We start from the raw sequence: 16357 nt of genomic DNA, 5'->3' as shown, positions 1-16357 counted from the left end.
CGGTGCCCGCCGTCAACTATTCCAGGCAGTCAGGAATCCGTCGACGTCGCCCACGATGCCTCAGGCTGCCCTCAGGTTGCGCTCAGTACTCGATGATCCGCGCGACGTAGGGCTGCAGACCGGATTTGCGCAGCGGGCTCACGGTCACTTTGCCCGCGCTGCCCGACGCCTCGAGCATCTGCCCGCCGCCGAGGTAGATGGCCACGTGCTGGCTGCCTCCGGGTCCCCAGAACAGCAGGTCGCCCCGCTTGCCCTGGGCCAGCGGCACCTTGCGGCCGGCGTCGTACTGGTCGCCGGAGTACTTCGGGATCAGCACGCCGACCCCGGCGAACGAGAACTGGGTGAATCCCGAGCAGTCGTAGCCGACGGTGTTCGCGCCGGAGTCGATGCCGCGGCTGGGGCCGTTGGGCTTGCCACCGCCCCACGAGTAGGGCACGCCCATCTGGGAGGCGCCGCGGCGGATGACGTACTCGACGGCCTGCGGGCCGCGCACCACGCCGGGCGCGACACCGGCGGGCACGGCGTCCTTCGGTGCCAGTCCGATGTTCTGCAGGAATTTCTTGCCAAGGCCCATGGTGACCTCGGTGGCCTGCGCGGTGGCCGCCAGCGAGGCGTTGGCGATGGCGAGCGGGTCACCGGGCGCGCCGGCGCTGATCAGCTTGGGCAGTGTGGGATCCCACTGGCCGTCGTCGGGCGCGGCGGCGGCGGGCACCGCGAGCCCGAATGCCAGCGCGATCGCCGCGATGAACACGGCGAGACCTTTTGCGCAGCCGAAAGTATTGCGGAAGAACAATTTCACCCGGTTCACCACTCGATGAGACGCGTCACGTACGGCGTCATACCGCTCGTTCGGACCGCCGAGACCTTGACATGGGAACCCGTGTAGGGCGCCTCCAGCATCTGGCCGTTGCCGAGGTACATCGCCACGTGCTGGCTGGCGTTGGGTCCGTAGAAGATCATGTCGCCTCGGCGCATCTGCGATGAAGGAACCTTTCGGCCCGCGTTGTACTGCGAACCCGAGTAGTGGTCGAGCTTGATGCCGACACCGGCGAAGCCGTACAGCATCAGTCCGGAGCAGTCGAATCCCACGGTGCCCGCACCGGAGTCGATGCCACGGCTCGGGCCGTTGGCGTTGCCGCCGCCCCACGAGTAGGGCACGCCCATCTGCGACCCCATCCGTTTGATGACGTACTCGGTGGCCTGCCTGCCGTACACGCGCGGGATCGCCCCGTTGGTGTAGCCGGAGGGCGTGGGCAGCAGGCCCATCTTCTGCAGGAAGCCGCGGCCCATCTGCTGGGTGAGCTGAGCCGAGGTCGACCCGATACCGAGCACCGTGTTGATGATCGCGATCGGGTCGCCGCTGACGAACGCGCTGGGGATCGCGGGCAGGGTGGGATCCCATTGGGTGTCCCAGTTCGCGCCTCCGGGTGCCGCCGCTGGGGCGCGGTCCCAGTTGCCCGCGGGATCGGCGTTGCGGGCGAGGGGCGCGGGCGTGCCCGCGGGATCGGCGTTGCGGGCGAGGGGCGCGGGCGTGCCCGCGGGCGCCGGTCCCGGATTCGCCGCACGGGCCTGCTCGAGCCGCGCCTGGGCCGCACCGCGCTCGGCGGTGAGCCGGGTCAGCTCCGCCTGCTGCGATCCGAAGGTGCTCTGCGCCTGCGTCAGCGCCGCCACTGCAGCGTCCTGGCTGGTCTGCGCGGCGGTAGCGGCCTCGTCGGCCTTCTGCTTGGCCAGCCGTGCCGCCGACTCCTTGTTCACCTGCTCGGTGCGCGCCCGCTGCAGATTCGCGAGCACCTGCTGCGAACTGGTCGACAGCGCCTGGCCGGTGGCGGCGGTGGAGATGACGTCGGCCGGGTCGGATGCGGTCAGATAGGAGCTCGACGGGCCGTTGACGTAGGTGGCCGCCGCGAAGGTGTCGAAGCGCTTCTGGGCAGCGGCGATCGCGATGTTGGCGTCCTCGATGCCGGTGCGGCTGGCCTCGACGTCGCGCTGGGCGGCGGCGGCCGCGTCGCGGGCGGCCGAGACCTCGACGATCGCCTTGTTGACGCTCTCCTGCTGGGTCTGCACGGCGGCGCCGAGTTCCTGCAATTCCTGGTCGGCGTTGGCGACCGCGGCCACCAGGCCGGCGACTCCGGCGGCGCCGTTGGGGTCCGCCGCGGCCACCGGGCCGCTCCACAGTGCGGTGGCGAGCAGCATGCCCGCGGCGAGGGGCAGTGCGCAGATCCGGTACGCCGAGGCGCGAGAGAAGGGTCTCATGTCGACTCAGGTCTCCTCGAGATCAAGGATGCGCGGCGATACGCAGTCACAGCGGCACCTCTGATCGCACCAGTCACATCCTGCACAACTGCATCAATAGGCACCGAACGCACCGTACGTCACAATGGACGCCAAAGAAACTTAAGTCACAAATTACACGCTTGTAATTGAAATAGACGTGACCGAATTGTGATGTTTGTAATTTGCCGCCGTCAGCGCGGCGACGCCATCAAGCTTGCGGGACAGCGCTTTCGGCGGTCTTGTCGGCATGAGCGCGTTTGCCGCGTATCTGCAGCAAGCGGGTCGCAACGGTCGCCGCGAGGACCCCGACGACGAGCACAATGGTCAATGCCGTCCAGGGGAAATCCCCGGTTTCCAACTGGCTGACGAAATTGGCCGACGACTGCACCGGGTCGCCGGTCTTGGCGAGGTCCTGGCCGGCCTCGAGGGTTGCCCGGTCGAAGGTCGTGCTGTACGTGCCGGCGTGGGATGGGCTGAGGACCAGCACGGTCGAATCCGGGTACGCCTCGCCGACCTCGGTGGCGACGTCGCGCAGCGGGGTGTCGATCGCGGGGTCGCGGTTCATGACGACGACCTTGAGGTCGATGCCGTCGTCGCGGGCGTCGGCGACCACCTGTTGCAGCGCGGCGACCTGCTCCGGCGAGGCACCGCGGGCACTCACGCCGTCGCCGTCCACGTCGGTGCGGACGATGTCCACGCACGTGGCGGGAGCGCCGGGCTGGGCGGGGTCGACGCCGACGGTGTCACACAGCTCCCGCGGGACGAATGCGGGCAGGAACGGCGGCACGTGCGGTCCGGTCACAGGAGGAAGGTACCTAATCGCAGCGGCGGGCAGGAGCGAAGCGACGCGGGATTGGGTCCAGCGGGCAGGAGCGAAGCGACGCGGGATTGGGTCCGGCGGGCAGGAGCGGGAATCTCCTCCCCCGAGCGTGGGTATCCGTCCGGTGGCACGCGCCACCGGGGGCGACGAGACTGGGTGACACCCCCCTTGGGTTCTTTGCAGGACAAGCGTACTGTTAGAATCGAAACGCCGCCGACACAGCCCGTCGCGGCACGTTGACAGCCGGGAGTTGAAGTGAGCAGCAAGGATTCGGAGAATTCGTTCGGAGCCCGCGACACGCTGAAAGTCGGGGACAAAAACTACGAGATCTACCGCCTCGACGCGGTGGAGGGCACCGACAAGCTGCCCTACAGCCTCAAGGTGCTCGCGGAGAACCTGCTGCGCACCGAGGACGGCACGAACATCACCAAGGACCACATCGAGGCGATCGCCCAGTGGGACCCGGAGGCCGATCCCAGCATCGAGATCCAGTTCACCCCGGCGCGCGTCATCATGCAGGACTTCACCGGCGTGCCCTGCATCGTCGACCTGGCCACCATGCGCGAGGCCGTCGGCGACCTGGGCGGCGACCCGCAGCAGGTCAACCCGCTGGCGCCGGCCGATCTGGTGATCGACCACTCGGTGATCGCCGACCTGTTCGGCACCGCGAACGCCTTCGAGCGCAACGTGGAGATCGAGTACGAGCGCAACGGAGAGCGCTACCAGTTCCTGCGCTGGGGACAGGGCGCCTTCGACGACTTCAAGGTCGTCCCGCCGGGCACCGGCATCGTCCACCAGGTCAACATCGAGTACCTGGCGAGCGTCGTCATGGAGCGCGACGGGGTGGCCTACCCCGACACCTGCGTGGGCACCGACAGCCACACCACGATGGAGAACGGCGTCGGCGTGCTTGGCTGGGGCGTGGGCGGCATCGAGGCCGAGGCCGCGATGTTGGGCCAGCCGGTGTCGATGCTCATCCCCCGCGTCGTCGGATTCAAGCTGTCCGGCGAGCGTCGCCCCGGCGTGACGGCCACCGACGTGGTGCTCACGGTCACCGAGATGCTGCGCAAGCACGGCGTGGTAGGCAAGTTCGTCGAGTTCTACGGCGAGGGCGTCGCCGAGGTGCCGCTGGCCAACCGGGCCACGCTGGGCAACATGAGCCCTGAGTTCGGTTCCACCGCAGCGATTTTCCCGATCGACGAGGTGACCATCGACTACCTGCGGATGACCGGTCGCAGCGAGGAGAAGCTGGCGCTGGTCGAGGCGTACGCCAAAGAGCAGGGCATGTGGCACGACCCGAGCAAGGAACCCAAGTTCTCCGAGTACCTGGAACTCGACCTTGCCGACGTGGTGCCCTCGATCGCCGGGCCGAAGCGCCCGCAGGACCGCATCGCCCTCGACGACGCGAAGTCGGCGTTCCGCAAGGACATCCACAACTACGTGGAGAACGGCAACTCCGCCGCGCACTCCAACGTCGACGAGGCGGTCGAGGAGACGTTCCCGGGCAGCGACCCCGTGTCGCTGTCGTTCGCCGAGGAGGACGCCGTCGACGTGGTCTCCGCGGCCAACGGCGCCGAGGGCAGGCCGACCAACCCGATCACCGTGAAATCCGACGAGCTCGGCGAGTTCGTGCTCGACCACGGTGCGGTGGTGATCGCGGCGATCACCTCGTGCACCAACACCTCGAACCCCGAGGTGATGATCGGGGCGGCACTGCTGGCCAAGAACGCCGTCGACAAGGGCCTGACGTCCAAGCCGTGGGTGAAGACCACCATGGCTCCCGGCTCGCAGGTGGTCACCGACTACTACGACAAGGCCGGCCTGTGGCCCTACCTGGAGAAGCTGGGCTTCTTCCTGGTGGGCTACGGCTGCACCACGTGCATCGGCAACTCGGGCCCGCTGCCCGAGGAGACCAGCAAGGCCATCAACGACAACGACCTGTCGGTCACCGCGGTGCTGTCCGGCAACCGCAACTTCGAGGGCCGCATCAATCCCGACGTGAAGATGAACTACCTCGCGTCACCGCCGCTGGTCATCGCCTACGCGCTGGCGGGCACCATGGACTTCGACTTCGAATCCGAGGCCCTCGGCAAGGACGACGACGGCAACGAGGTGTTCCTCAAGGACATCTGGCCGTCGCAGCAGGACATCACCGACACCATCGCCTCGGCGATCAACACCGAGATGTTCGTCAAGAACTACGCCGACGTGTTCAAGGGCGACGAGCGGTGGCGCAACCTGCCCACCCCCAGCGGTGACACGTTCGACTGGGATCAGGACTCGACGTACGTGCGCAAGCCTCCGTACTTCGACGGGATGCCCGCCGAGCCCGAGCCGGTCACCGACATCAGCGGCGCCCGTGTCCTCGCGCTGCTGGGTGACTCGGTGACCACCGACCACATCTCGCCGGCGGGCAGCATCAAGCCCGGAACCCCTGCGGCGCAGTACCTCGACGAACACGGCGTGGACAAGAAGGACTACAACTCCTACGGGTCACGCCGCGGCAACCACGAGGTGATGATCCGCGGCACCTTCGCTAACATCCGGCTGAAGAACCAGCTGCTCGACGATGTGTCGGGCGGCTACACCCGCGACTTCACCCAGGATGACGCGCCGCAGGCGTTCATCTACGACGCCGCGCAGAACTACGCGGAGCAGGGCACTCCCCTGGTCGTGCTGGGCGGTAAGGAGTACGGGTCGGGGTCGTCGCGGGACTGGGCGGCCAAGGGCACCTCGCTGCTCGGGGTGCGCGCGGTGATCGTCGAGTCCTTCGAGCGCATCCACCGGTCGAACCTAATCGGCATGGGCGTGATCCCGCTGCAGTTCCCGGAGGGCGAATCGGCGGCGTCGCTGAAGCTGGACGGCACCGAGACCTTCGACATCACCGGGATCGAGGACCTGAACGAGGGCAAGACGCCCAAGACCGTGCACGTCAAGGCTACCAAGGACGGCGGCGATCCGATCGAATTCGACGCCGTGGTGCGCATCGACACCCCCGGGGAGGCGGACTACTACCGCAACGGCGGCATCCTGCAGTACGTGCTGCGCAACATGCTCCGGTCCAAGTAGCACGTGCCGGCGAGCGCTGCACGAGGAGTTGACCCTTGCCGCGGGTAACCGACGACCATCTGGCGGCGCGCCGCCGCCAGATTCTCGACGGCGCTCGACGGTGCTTCGCCGAGAACGGATACGAGAACGCGACCGTGCGGCGGCTCGAACAGACCATCGGGCTGTCGCGCGGCGCGATCTTCCATCACTTCCGGGACAAGGACACGCTGTTCTTCGAACTGGCCCGTGAGGACGCCGAGCGGATGGCTGAGGTCGCGTCGCGCGAAGGCCTCATCCAGGTGATGCGCGACTTGCTGGCGGCACCCGAACAGTTCGACTGGCTGGCCACCCGGTTGGAGATCGCCCGCAAACTCCGCAACGATCCAGCGTTCCACCGCGGCTGGTCGGAGCGGTCAGCCGAATTGACGACCGCGATCACCGCCCGGCTGCGCCGTCAGAAGCAGGCCGGGCGGTTGCGCGACGACGTTCCCAGCGAGGTGCTGCACATGTACCTGGATCTGGTGCTCGACGGCATCGTCGCGCGTCTCGCCTCCGGTGACGATCCGGAGAAACTCAGTGCGGTACTCGACCTCGTCGAGGCGTCGGTCCGTCAGCAGTGACGGTCAACTAGCGCGGCGGGTCCGGTGATTCGGCCCGCCCCTGCTGCGCATGGTGACCCCCGCCTCGCGCAGCATGCTGTGCACCGAGCCGTAGGACCGGCCCGTGGTGGCCACCAGAGAGCGAATGCTCGCCCCGCTCTCGTAAGCCCTCCGAAGTTCCGTCAGCAACTGCTCCCGGGACTTGTTGGCATCTTTCATCGACATCTCCCCGCCGTATCTGCCCCGACTGTCCCGACGAGTACCCAGGTTAGGAACTGTCAACCAAGCGGCGGGGCAAATTGCACAAAGGGTTCGCTTTCTGGCTACGCCAGTTCGATGAGATCGCGGTACTCGTCGGACCAGAAGTCCTCGGTGCCGTCGGGCAGCAGCACCACCCGCTGCGGGTCGAGTGCTTCGGCCGCTCCCGGATCGTGGGTGACGAGCACGACGGCACCCTGGTAGCTCCGCAGCGCGTCGAGAACCTGCTCTCGAGACGCCGGATCGAGGTTGTTGGTCGGCTCGTCGAGCAGCAGCACGTTGGCCGTGGATGCCACCAACCCGGCCAGCGCCAGGCGGGTCTTCTCACCGCCGGAGAGGGTGCCCGCGAATTGATCGAGCTGCGGACCGGTGAACATGAACGCCCCGAGCAGGCTGCGCAAGTCCTGCTCGCCGGTGTCGGGTGCGGCGTGGCGGATGTTCTCCCACACCGTGGCGTTGCCGTCGATGGTGTCGTGCTCCTGCGCGAAGTACCCCATCCGCAGACCGTGACCGGGTTCGATGGCACCGGCGTCGGCTTTCTCCACCCCGGCCAGGATCCGCAGCAGTGTCGTCTTGCCCGCACCGTTGAGTCCGAGTACGACGACGCGCGAGCCCTTGTCGATCGCCAGGTCGACACCGGTGAAGATCTCCAGCGAGCCGTAGGTCTTGGTGAGTCCCTTGGCCACCAACGGCGTCCGGCCGCAGACCGCAGGTGTCGGGAACCGGATCTTGGCGACCTTGTCGGCCACCCGCTCGTCGTCGAGCTCGGCGATCATCCGCTCGGCGCGCCGCAGCATGTTCTGTGCGGCAACGGCTTTGGTGGCCTTGGCGCCCATCTTGGCGGCCTGGGTGCGCAGCGCGGACGCCTTCTTCTCGGCGTTCGCCCGTTCCCGGCGCCGGCGTTGCTCGTCGGTCGCGCGGGCGTCGAGGTACTTCTGCCAGCCCATGTTGTAGACGTCCGCCTCGCCGCGTACGGCGTCGAGGAACCACACCCGGTTGACGACGTCGGCCAGCAGGTCCACGTCGTGGCTGATCACCACGAGCCCGCCGGCGTGGTTCTGCAGGAAGCTGCGCAACCAGCCGATCGAGTCGGCGTCGAGGTGGTTGGTCGGCTCGTCGAGCAGCAGGGTGGTGTCCGAACCCGACCCCGTGTCCGACGCGGCGAACAGGATGCGGGCCAGTTCCACGCGACGGCGCTGGCCGCCGGACAGCGTCCGCAGCGGCTGGGTCAGGATGCGCTCGGGCAGACCGAGGCTGGCGCAGATCCGGCCCGCCTCGCTCTCGGCGGCGTAGCCGCCCAGCGCGGCGAACCGCTCCTCGAGCACGCCGTAGCGGCGTACCGCCTTGTCCCGGGTGGCGTCGTCGGCGACCTCGGCCATCAGGACCTGTTGCTTCTCCAGTTCGGACAGCAAGGTGTCCAGTCCGCGCGCCGAGAGCACCCGGTCGCGGGCCAGCATGTCGAGGTCGCCCTCGCGCGGATCCTGGGGCAGGTAGCCGACCTCGCCGCTGCGGACGACGGAACCGGCGTAGGGCTCGCCCTCCCCGGCCAGGATGCGCATGGTGGTGGTCTTGCCTGCGCCGTTGCGGCCGACCAGGCCGATCCGGTCGCCGGGCTGGATCCGCAGCGCGGATCCTTCGATGGAGAGCAGGGTGCGCGCCCCGGCGCGGACCTCGAGGTCCGTTGCGGTGATCACGGCTGCTCCTAAGCGGGGTTCACTGACATGGCGAGGTGCACACGAATCATCGTGAGCCCGTCAAGGGTAGTCGCAGGCGCGCCGGGGACGCCAACCGTTTGCCCGGCGTCACACCGCCCGAGGGACGCGATCGGCGGGCGCCGAAGCTAGCCTAAACTTTGCAAACGCGAATATTTCGAGCGCGTTCACGGAGGGGGAACATGTGATCGAGTCGTCCATCCCTGCTGTCCTGAGGGAGCGCGCGAGCCTGCAACCCCACGACGTCGCCTTCACCTATCTGGACTTCGACAAGGACCCCGAAGGCGTTCCGGACTGCGTGACCTGGGCGGGACTTCACCGCCGGACGGTCAACCTCGCCGACCAGCTCCGGGCCTGCGCGGAGGTCGGCGACCGTGTGGTGATCACCGCCCCGCAGGGCATGGAGTACGTGACCGGCTTCCTCGCCGCGCTCGAGGCGAACCTGATCGCGGTCCCGCTGTCGCCCCCGATGCCGTCGGCCGCAGGCGACGAACGCGTGAAGGCCGTCCTCGCCGACGCGCGACCCCGGATCATCCTGACGACCTCGACCGCCGTCGACGGGGTCCGGCAGTGCGTGAAGGACATCGACGGGCCGGAGCCGACGATCATCGAGCTGGACACCATCGACCTGGACGCCAGGCGGCGCCCGGATCGTCGCCGAGAGGCTCGTCCGGAGGTGGCATACCTGCAGTACACCTCGGGCTCGACCCGCACCCCCGCAGGTGTGATCGTGTCGCACGGCAACCTGTCCACCAACTTCGAGCAGATGACCACGTACTTCTTCGCCCACCACGGCGGCGTCGCACCGGCCGGCACCACCGTCGTGTCGTGGCTGCCCTTCTATCACGACATGGGCCTGTTGCTCGGCATCTGCACACCCATCCTCGGCGGCTGGGAGACCGTGTTCACCAGCCCCGTCGCGTTCCTCACCCGGCCCGCCCGCTGGATGCAGCAGCTCGGCAGCCACCGGCGCGCGCTCAGCGCCGCCCCGAACTTCGCCTTCGACCTGGCCGCCGCTCGCACCACCGACGCCGACCTGGCCGGCGCCGACCTGGCCGACGTGCTGGCCATCATGAGTGGGGCCGAACGGGTCCACCCCGCCACGGTCGACCGGTTCACCCGGCGGTTCGCCCAGCACGGGTTGCCGGACGACGTGATCCGGCCGTCCTACGGCCTGGCCGAGGCGACGCTGTACGTGGCGACCGACGCCCCGGGCGATCCGCCGACCGTCGTCGCGTTCGACGCCGACAAGCTGTCCGACGGCATCGCCGAACGCAGCTCGGACGGCACCCGCCTGATCAGTTACGGCACCCCCGACTCGCCGGCGGTGCGCATCGTCGACCCGGAGTCCGCACGCGAGTGCGAAGAGGGCGCCGTCGGCGAGATCTGGACGCGCGGCGAGAACGTCTGCCTGGGCTACTGGAACAAGCCCGAGGCGACCGCACACACCTTCGGCGGCCGGATCGAGCAGCCGAGCGCGGGCACACCGGCCGAGGGGTGGCTGCGCACCGGCGACCTGGGCTTCATCTCCGAAGGCGAACTGTTCATCGTCGGCCGCCTCAAGGACCTGCTGATCGTGCGCGGGCGCAACCACTACCCCGACGACATCGAAGCCACCGTGAGCGCCGTCTCGGGTGGCCGGGTCGCGGCGATCGCGGTGGAGCAGAACGGGACCGAGCAGCTGGTGATCGTGGCGGAGGTGAAGGATCCGGGCGGCGCCGCCGAGGCGCAGCAGCGGCTCGATTCGGTGGTGAACGAGGTCACCGCCGCCGTCGCGAACACCCACGGCCTCACCGTCGCGGACCTGGTGCCGGTGTCACGGGGCTCCCTGCCGACCACGACCAGCGGCAAGATCCGCAGGCAGAAGTGTGCCGAGCAGTACCTCGGCGCCGGCCTGGCCCGCATCGGCGGCTGAGCACCCGATGATCGAGTGCAGCGGCCTGAGCAAGACCTATCCCGGGTTGACCGCGCTGGATGACGTCAGCTTCTCGGTGCCGACCGGTTCGGTGCTGGCGCTGCTCGGCCACAACGGTGCCGGCAAGACGACGACCGTCCAGATCCTGTCGACGTTGGTCTCGCCGACGTCGGGGCGTGCGCGGGTGGCCGGCTACGACGTCGTCGAGCAGGCCGCGCAGGTGCGCGAGAGCATCGGTGTGACCGGCCAGGACGCCTGCCTCGATCTGCTGCTGACCGGGCGGGAGAATCTCACCCTGTTCGGCCGGCTGCAGGGGCTGCGGCGCAGGGCCGCGCTGCTGCGGGCCGACGAACTCATCGACCAGTTCGACCTCGAGTCGGCAGCCGACCGTCCCGTGCAGACCTATTCGGGCGGGATGCGCCGCCGCATCGACATCGCCGCGGCGCTGGTCGTGCCGCCGAAGGTGCTCTTCCTCGACGAACCCACCACCGGGCTCGACCCGCGCAGCCGCAGGCAGGTGTGGACGCTGGTGTCGTCGCTGGCCGCGCAGGACGTCACGGTGCTGCTGACCACGCAGTACCTCGAAGAGGCCGACGTGCTCAGTGACGCCATCGTGATCCTCGACTCGGGGCGGGTGGTCGCCCGCGGCACCGCAGAGGAGTTGAAGCAGCGGGCCGGGGGCAGTTACTGCCAGGTCACCCTCGTGCACGCCGCCGACATGGCACGCGTGTGCGCCGTGCTGGGCGACATCGACGACATCGACACCGACGAGGACGCCAACACCGTCTCGGTCCGCGCGCTTGGCGGCGTCGCGACGTTGAGCGAGGTGTGCCGCCGCACCGACGAGCTGGGTGTGGAGCTGATCGACATCTCGCTGCGCAAGCCGACGCTCGACGAGGTGTTCCTGCACATGACCCGGGCCGCGCTGAGCCGATGACGGCGATCGCCGCGCTGACCGAGCGGACCGTCCAGGTCGCGGTTCGCGACTTCGACCTGGCGCTGGGTGTTCTCGCGCCGGTGGTGACGCTGTTGGGACTCAACGTGGCGCTGCAGCACGTGATCGACACCGGCGACATGAGTTACGCCACCTACGTGCTGCCCGCCGTCATCCTGCAGGCGATGCTCCTCGGCGCCGTCACGACCGCCGACCGGGCCGCCTGGGAGCAGGCGTCGGGGTTCTCGACCCGGCTCCGCACCCAGCCGATCACCGTGCTGGCCCCGATGATCGCCAGGATGAACTACTGCATGATCCGCGGTGTGCTGGCGCTCGCCGCGGCGATGGCGACCGCGTTCGCGCTGGGCTTCCGGTTCACCGGCGGTCCCGGCCCGACGGTCGCGTTCCTGCTGTGCCCTCTGGTGCTGACGCTGGCGCTGTCGCTGGGCGCCGATGCGGCCGGGACGTGGATGCGCCGCCCGGGAGCCGGTCAGCTGCTGCTGGTGCCGCAGCTCGTGCTGGTGCTGGTGTCCACGGGTCTGGCGCCCGCCGAGTCGTTCCCCGGCTGGGTGCGGCCGTTCGTGGCGCACCAGCCCGTATCCCAGATCACCGACACCATGCGCGGCCTGGCCGGCGGCGGCGTCGGCACAGGCGGTCTGGCGCTCACCACGGCGTGGTGCCTCGGCCTGCTGGTGACACTCGGCGCTGTCGCGGTGCGCATGCAGCGGCGGCCGCGGTGAGCAGTCCGACGGCCACCGGCCGCCGCACCTCGTTCCCGATGGCGACGGTGATCGTCGCCGGGCGCATGCTGACGCACTGGCGGCGTCATCCGATGGTCCCGCTGCAGTCGCTGCTGCTGCCCACCGTGTTGTTGCTCATCTACTACCTGGTGGTCAGCACGTCGATGGTGCGCCTGACCGGTGCCGACAACCTGACCGCCCTGGTCCCGATGTGCACCGTGGCCGGCGCCATGATGGGCGCGGTCGGGGCGGGTCTGCAGCTGCCGTACGAACGGGACAGCGGCCTGCTGAGCCGCTTCTGGGTGCTGCCGGTCGACCGGCGCAGCTTCGTGGCGGGCAGCGTGCTCGCCGAGGCCGTCCGGACCCTCGGCGCGGGCAGCATCATCCTGCTGGTCGGGCTCCTGCTCGGGCTGCGATTCGAGGGCAGCTGGCTGGCGGTGGTCCCGTTCCTGCTCATCCCGGTGCTCGTGGTCGCCGTCTTCGCCACCCTGGTGATCGCCGTCGCGGTGCGGTCCCGCAGCACCGCTCTGCTCACCCTGCTGGGTGCGGCGTCCATCGGCATGGCGTTCTGCACCGGCGGCGTGGCGCCCATCGAGTTGTTCCCCGAGTGGTTGCAGCCCGCGCTGCGGGTGCAGCCGCTGACGCCGGTCGTGGAATCTATGCGCGCGCTGGCCGAGGGTGAGCCTGCCGGCGCCTCGTTCCTCGCGGCCGTCGCCTGGCTCGTCGTGCTGCTGGCGGTGTTCGGTCCGCTGGCGGTCCGGCGGTACCGTGCGGCCGCGGAGTCCGGCGGCCCGGGCTAGGGCCGGCCGGTCCAGGCCTCGGCCACCCGGTCGGCCGCCTGGGCGGCGACCGCGAATTCGCAGTCGCCACAGTCGTCGTCGTGCTCGCCGGCCGGATCCGGTCGAGCCGGGGTCACTGTCGGGCGCTTCTTCGGTGGCGGTCTGTGTGATATCTCGTGCGGCTTCTCGGTGGGTCGCTTGGAGGGCCACCAGTTCGCGTTGCCCACCAGCACACACAGCGCGGGAACGGTGACGGTGCGCACCACGAACGTGTCGAGCAGCAGTCCGACGCCGATCACGAAGCCCATCTGGACGATCGTGGTGATGCTGCTGACGGTCAGAGCCAGCATCGACGCGGCGAAGATCAGGCCGGCAGAGGTGATGACGCCGCCGGTCGCGCCGACGGTGCGGATCACCCCTGAGCGCACCCCGCGCCACGACTCGTCACGGATCCGGGAGATCAGCAACAGGTTGTAGTCGGCGCCCACCGCCACGAGCACCAGGAACGCCAGACCCGGGATGCTCCAGTGCAATTCCTGGCCGAGGATGAACTGGAACAGCACGACGCCGATGCCGAGCGCGGAGGCGTAGGACAGGATCACCGTGGCCACCAGGTAGATCGGCGCCACGATCGCCCGCAGCAGCAGCGCGAGGATGAGGAAGACCACCACCAGGGTGACGACCACGATGAAGCGGAAATCGCCGTTGTAGTAGTGCTGCACGTCGCGGTTGACCGGCGAGAACCCCACCATCTCGATGTCGGCCCCGGCCAGCGTCGTGTTCGGGCGTGCGCTCTCGGCCGCGGCGAGGATTTCCGCCACCTGGTCCATCGCCTCGGTTCCGAACGGGTTCAGCGCGGTCTGCACCAGATAGCGCGCCGTCCGGCCGTCCTCGGAGACGAAGAGCTTGGCGGCCTTCTCGAACTCGGCCTGGGTGAGCACTTCCGGCGGGATGTAGAAACCCGACATCGGCGGTTCCGCCGCGTCGCTGCGCATCGCCAGCAGGAACGACGACGCCTGGTCCAGTCCCCCGCCCATCTGGCGGGTCTGGTCGACCAGCAGCCGCACGCCGTCGGCGAGTCTGCGGCTCGAGTCGGCGAGCGTGTTGGCGCCGTTCAGCAGGTCGTTCAGCCGCGTCTCCGCCTCCCCCGGTTCGCCGAGGCCCAGTTCCCGGGCGGCCTGGGTGGCACGGGTCAGGTTCTCGCTGAGGCCCTTCAGCGTCTCGTCGACGGTGTCGGTCCCGCTGGTGGACTCCAGTTGCGTACTGAGCGCGCCGAGGCTGTCGAGCGCGGCGTCGTTGCGCGCGTCGACGATGCGCCGCAGGTCGTTGCGGGCGGCGACGCACGCGGGATCCACGTTGCACGCGATGCTCCGGTTCAGGCCGTTCACCACGGGCGTCGCCCACGCGTACAGGTCGTTCATCCGGGTGACGCTGTCGCGCAGCGAGTCCCCGAGGCCCTGCATGCTGCCCACGAGTGTGGCCGCCTTGTCGATCTCGTCGAGCGTGCTGCCGCCGCCCTCGGTGCTGCCCATCTCGTCCAGCGCGCCGGCCAGTCCGCGGATGCTGCCCAGCGCCCCGACGACGCCGTTGCGCATCTGGTCGAGGACGTCGGCCAGCTGATCGGCGCCGTCGGTGAGGGTGGTGAGGTTGCCGTCGTTGTCGGTGATCGTGGTGGAGGCCTCGCGGAGCTTCCCGCCGACCTCCCCGGCCTGGTAGGTGGCCCGTGCCTGTTCGAGCATCTCGCCCGACGGTCGGGTGATGCCCCGCACCATGTCGATGCCCGGGAGCTGGGCGATCCGAGCGGCCATCTGTTCCATGTCGGCCAGCGCCTGCGGGGTTCGCAGGTCCTGGTCGGGCGACCGGATGAGGATGAACTGCTGCAGCGTCGTGCTGATCGGGAAGTGCTTGGTCATCGCCTCGTATCCGAGGTTGCTCTCGGCGTCGGCGGGCAGGCTCTGCCGGTCGTCGAAGTTGAACTTGGCGAAGGCCGTGCACCCGGCGAACACCGCCAGCACCGCCAGGCTGGCCATCAGGTGGATGACCGGCTTGCGGACGATGTGCACCCCGGTCCGCCGCCAGAACTGTCGGGTGCGCTCGTCGCGCCGCGGCTTCACCCAGCCCCGCCGGCCGGCGAGCACGATCTGCGCGGGCAGCAGCGTGATCGACGCCAGGAACCCGATCGCGATGGTGACGGCCAGCGCCGGCCCCACGGTCCAGAAGACGCCGAGCGTGGCGAAGGACAGCGCGAGGAAGGTCAGCGCGACCGTCCCGGCCGAACCGGCGATCACCTCGCCGATCGACCGGAGCGCCTCGACCAGCGCGTCGTCGGACTCCATGCCCGACCTGACCAGCTCCTGGTACCTGCTGAACAGGAACACCGCGTAGTCGATGCCCGCGCCCATGATCATTCCGGTCATCAGCACCAGGGTCTGCGGGCCGAGCCCCAGCCCCACCTCGCCGAGCGCGGCGACCACCTGCTGGGCCACCACCAGCGAGACGCCGATGGTGAGCACCGGCATCAGCATCGCCACCAGGTTGCGGTACACCAGCGTCAGGATGATCAGGATGGTGACCACCGTCGAGATCTCGATGACCACCTGGTCACGCGCGCCGATCGCGTTGATGTCGTCGAGCGTCGCGGCGGCCCCGACGACGTTCGCGGTCAGTGTGGTCCCGGCGGTCGTCTCCTTGACGAGCGCGATGACCTCGCGGTAGGCCTCCTGACCAGACGGGGTGCCCATCGTGCCGGACAGGCTGATCGGCAGATTCCAGGCCTTGCCGTCCTCGCTGGTCATCACCTGGCGCAGTTCGGGTGTCTCCAGGAAGTCCTGCGTGGACTCGACCCAGGGGGTGTCCGCCTTGAGCTTCGCGACGAGGTCGGCGTACACGGCCTCGTCGGCCTGCGTCAGGCCGTTCTCGTTGCTCAGCACCACCACGGCGACGTTGCCCGAGCCGGCCTCGCCAAAGGCCTCCTGCATCTTCTCGCCGGCGATCAGGACCGGGGACTGTTCCGGCAGGAAGGGCGGCGGGTTCTTCTGCGCGACGACGGCCAGCGGTGTCACGGTGAGCAGGAGCACCACCGCGGTCGCGACCCACGCGACGATCACCAGCACCGGATGACGCACGATCAAGCGGCCGAGGGCGGGCAGGCCGCCGTGTTCGAACACGCCTCGAGAAGGGGCGCGCAAGAACATTTCACAACGCTACATGGGGCGGGCTGTCACCGGTGCGCCCCGGTGGCTTTCGGGTCCGGCCTGACCGCCCACCGCGGTGGATCG

Annotated in this window: 12 protein-coding genes; 6 read left to right on the top strand and 6 right to left on the bottom strand. The window is 69.1% G+C overall.

The window, feature by feature from the left end; all coding sequences use genetic code 11:
- Positions 1-82 precede the first annotated feature (82 nt).
- The 3 genes from ripB to O6P37_RS12215 all read right to left on the bottom strand — a co-directional run bounded on the left by ripB (position 83) and on the right by O6P37_RS12215 (position 3076).
- Entirely contained in the window at positions 83-751 is a 669-nt protein-coding gene (gene ripB / locus O6P37_RS12225) for an NlpC/P60 family peptidoglycan endopeptidase RipB (RefSeq protein ID WP_269894312.1), read from the bottom strand.
- A gap of 53 nt (positions 752-804) precedes the next feature.
- A complete protein-coding gene (gene ripA, locus O6P37_RS12220) occupies positions 805-2253 on the bottom strand; it encodes an NlpC/P60 family peptidoglycan endopeptidase RipA (protein WP_269894311.1) in 1449 nt (482 codons plus the stop codon).
- A 229-nt stretch (positions 2254-2482) separates the two neighbouring features.
- The gene (locus O6P37_RS12215) at positions 2483-3076 is read right to left on the bottom strand and encodes an Rv1476 family membrane protein (RefSeq protein WP_269894310.1); all 594 of its coding nucleotides are present in this window, start codon (positions 3074-3076) and stop codon (positions 2483-2485) included.
- Between the two features lie 273 nt (positions 3077-3349).
- Here O6P37_RS12215 and O6P37_RS12210 point away from each other — a divergent pair, with 273 nt between their 5' ends.
- Complete coding sequence (locus O6P37_RS12210) at positions 3350-6163, top strand: aconitate hydratase (protein ID WP_269894309.1); 2814 nt, start codon at positions 3350-3352, stop codon at positions 6161-6163.
- A gap of 35 nt (positions 6164-6198) precedes the next feature.
- Positions 6199-6762: a TetR/AcrR family transcriptional regulator gene (locus O6P37_RS12205; protein WP_269894308.1), complete on the top strand. Its 564-nt coding sequence runs from the start codon at positions 6199-6201 to the stop codon at positions 6760-6762.
- Between the two features lie 3 nt (positions 6763-6765).
- On the opposite strand, the gene O6P37_RS12200 is transcribed toward O6P37_RS12205, so the two are convergent.
- Together O6P37_RS12200 and O6P37_RS12195 are read right to left on the bottom strand one after the other, a co-directional pair.
- Complete coding sequence (locus O6P37_RS12200; RefSeq protein ID WP_264013849.1) at positions 6766-6960, bottom strand: helix-turn-helix domain-containing protein; 195 nt, start codon at positions 6958-6960, stop codon at positions 6766-6768.
- 104 nt (positions 6961-7064) lie between these two features.
- The gene (locus tag O6P37_RS12195) at positions 7065-8693 is read right to left on the bottom strand and encodes an ABC-F family ATP-binding cassette domain-containing protein (protein WP_264013848.1); all 1629 of its coding nucleotides are present in this window, start codon (positions 8691-8693) and stop codon (positions 7065-7067) included.
- 202 nt (positions 8694-8895) lie between these two features.
- Here O6P37_RS12195 and O6P37_RS12190 point away from each other — a divergent pair, with 202 nt between their 5' ends.
- From O6P37_RS12190 to O6P37_RS12175, 4 genes are read left to right on the top strand one after another with little or no spacing between them, the layout of a single operon-like run.
- On the top strand, positions 8896-10626 hold the full coding sequence (locus O6P37_RS12190; protein WP_269894307.1) for an AMP-binding protein: 1731 nt from the start codon (positions 8896-8898) through the stop codon (positions 10624-10626).
- A 7-nt stretch (positions 10627-10633) separates the two neighbouring features.
- Complete coding sequence (locus O6P37_RS12185; protein WP_269894306.1) at positions 10634-11563, top strand: ATP-binding cassette domain-containing protein; 930 nt, start codon at positions 10634-10636, stop codon at positions 11561-11563.
- On the top strand, positions 11560-12300 hold the full coding sequence (locus tag O6P37_RS12180) for an ABC transporter permease (RefSeq protein ID WP_269894305.1): 741 nt from the start codon (positions 11560-11562) through the stop codon (positions 12298-12300). Before O6P37_RS12185 ends, O6P37_RS12180 begins: the two co-directional genes overlap by 4 nt.
- Positions 12297-13100, top strand: a complete 804-nt coding sequence (locus O6P37_RS12175; protein WP_269894304.1) for an ABC transporter permease — start codon at positions 12297-12299, stop codon at positions 13098-13100. The genes O6P37_RS12180 and O6P37_RS12175 overlap by 4 nt, the downstream gene beginning before the upstream one ends.
- Here the strand turns inward: O6P37_RS12175 and O6P37_RS12170 are convergent.
- Positions 13097-16273, bottom strand: coding sequence for an MMPL/RND family transporter (locus tag O6P37_RS12170; protein WP_269894303.1), 3177 nt, complete (start codon positions 16271-16273; stop codon positions 13097-13099). The two genes, O6P37_RS12175 and O6P37_RS12170, sit on opposite strands and share 4 nt — an antisense overlap.
- Positions 16274-16357: the final 84 nt, after the last annotated feature.

Origin of the sequence: Mycobacterium hippophais (assembly GCF_027529605.1) — a bacterium.
In the GTDB taxonomy this organism is placed as follows: Bacteria; Actinomycetota; Actinomycetes; order Mycobacteriales; family Mycobacteriaceae; genus Mycobacterium; species Mycobacterium arseniciresistens.
This window is presented reverse-complemented; position numbering and strand designations above follow the sequence as displayed.

What these genes read in the sequence shown, in the direction of transcription:
- O6P37_RS12180 (WP_269894305.1), top strand. Translation starts at nt 11,560, where the DNA reads ATGACGGCGATCGCCGCGCTGACCGAGCGGACCGTCCAGGTCGCGGTT.
- O6P37_RS12185 (WP_269894306.1), top strand. Translation starts at nt 10,634, where the DNA reads ATGATCGAGTGCAGCGGCCTGAGCAAGACCTATCCCGGGTTGACCGCG.
- ripA (WP_269894311.1), bottom strand. Translation starts at nt 2,253, where the DNA reads ATGAGACCCTTCTCTCGCGCCTCGGCGTACCGGATCTGCGCACTGCCC.
- O6P37_RS12200 (WP_264013849.1), bottom strand. Translation starts at nt 6,960, where the DNA reads ATGAAAGATGCCAACAAGTCCCGGGAGCAGTTGCTGACGGAACTTCGG.
- O6P37_RS12170 (WP_269894303.1), bottom strand. Translation starts at nt 16,273, where the DNA reads ATGTTCTTGCGCGCCCCTTCTCGAGGCGTGTTCGAACACGGCGGCCTG.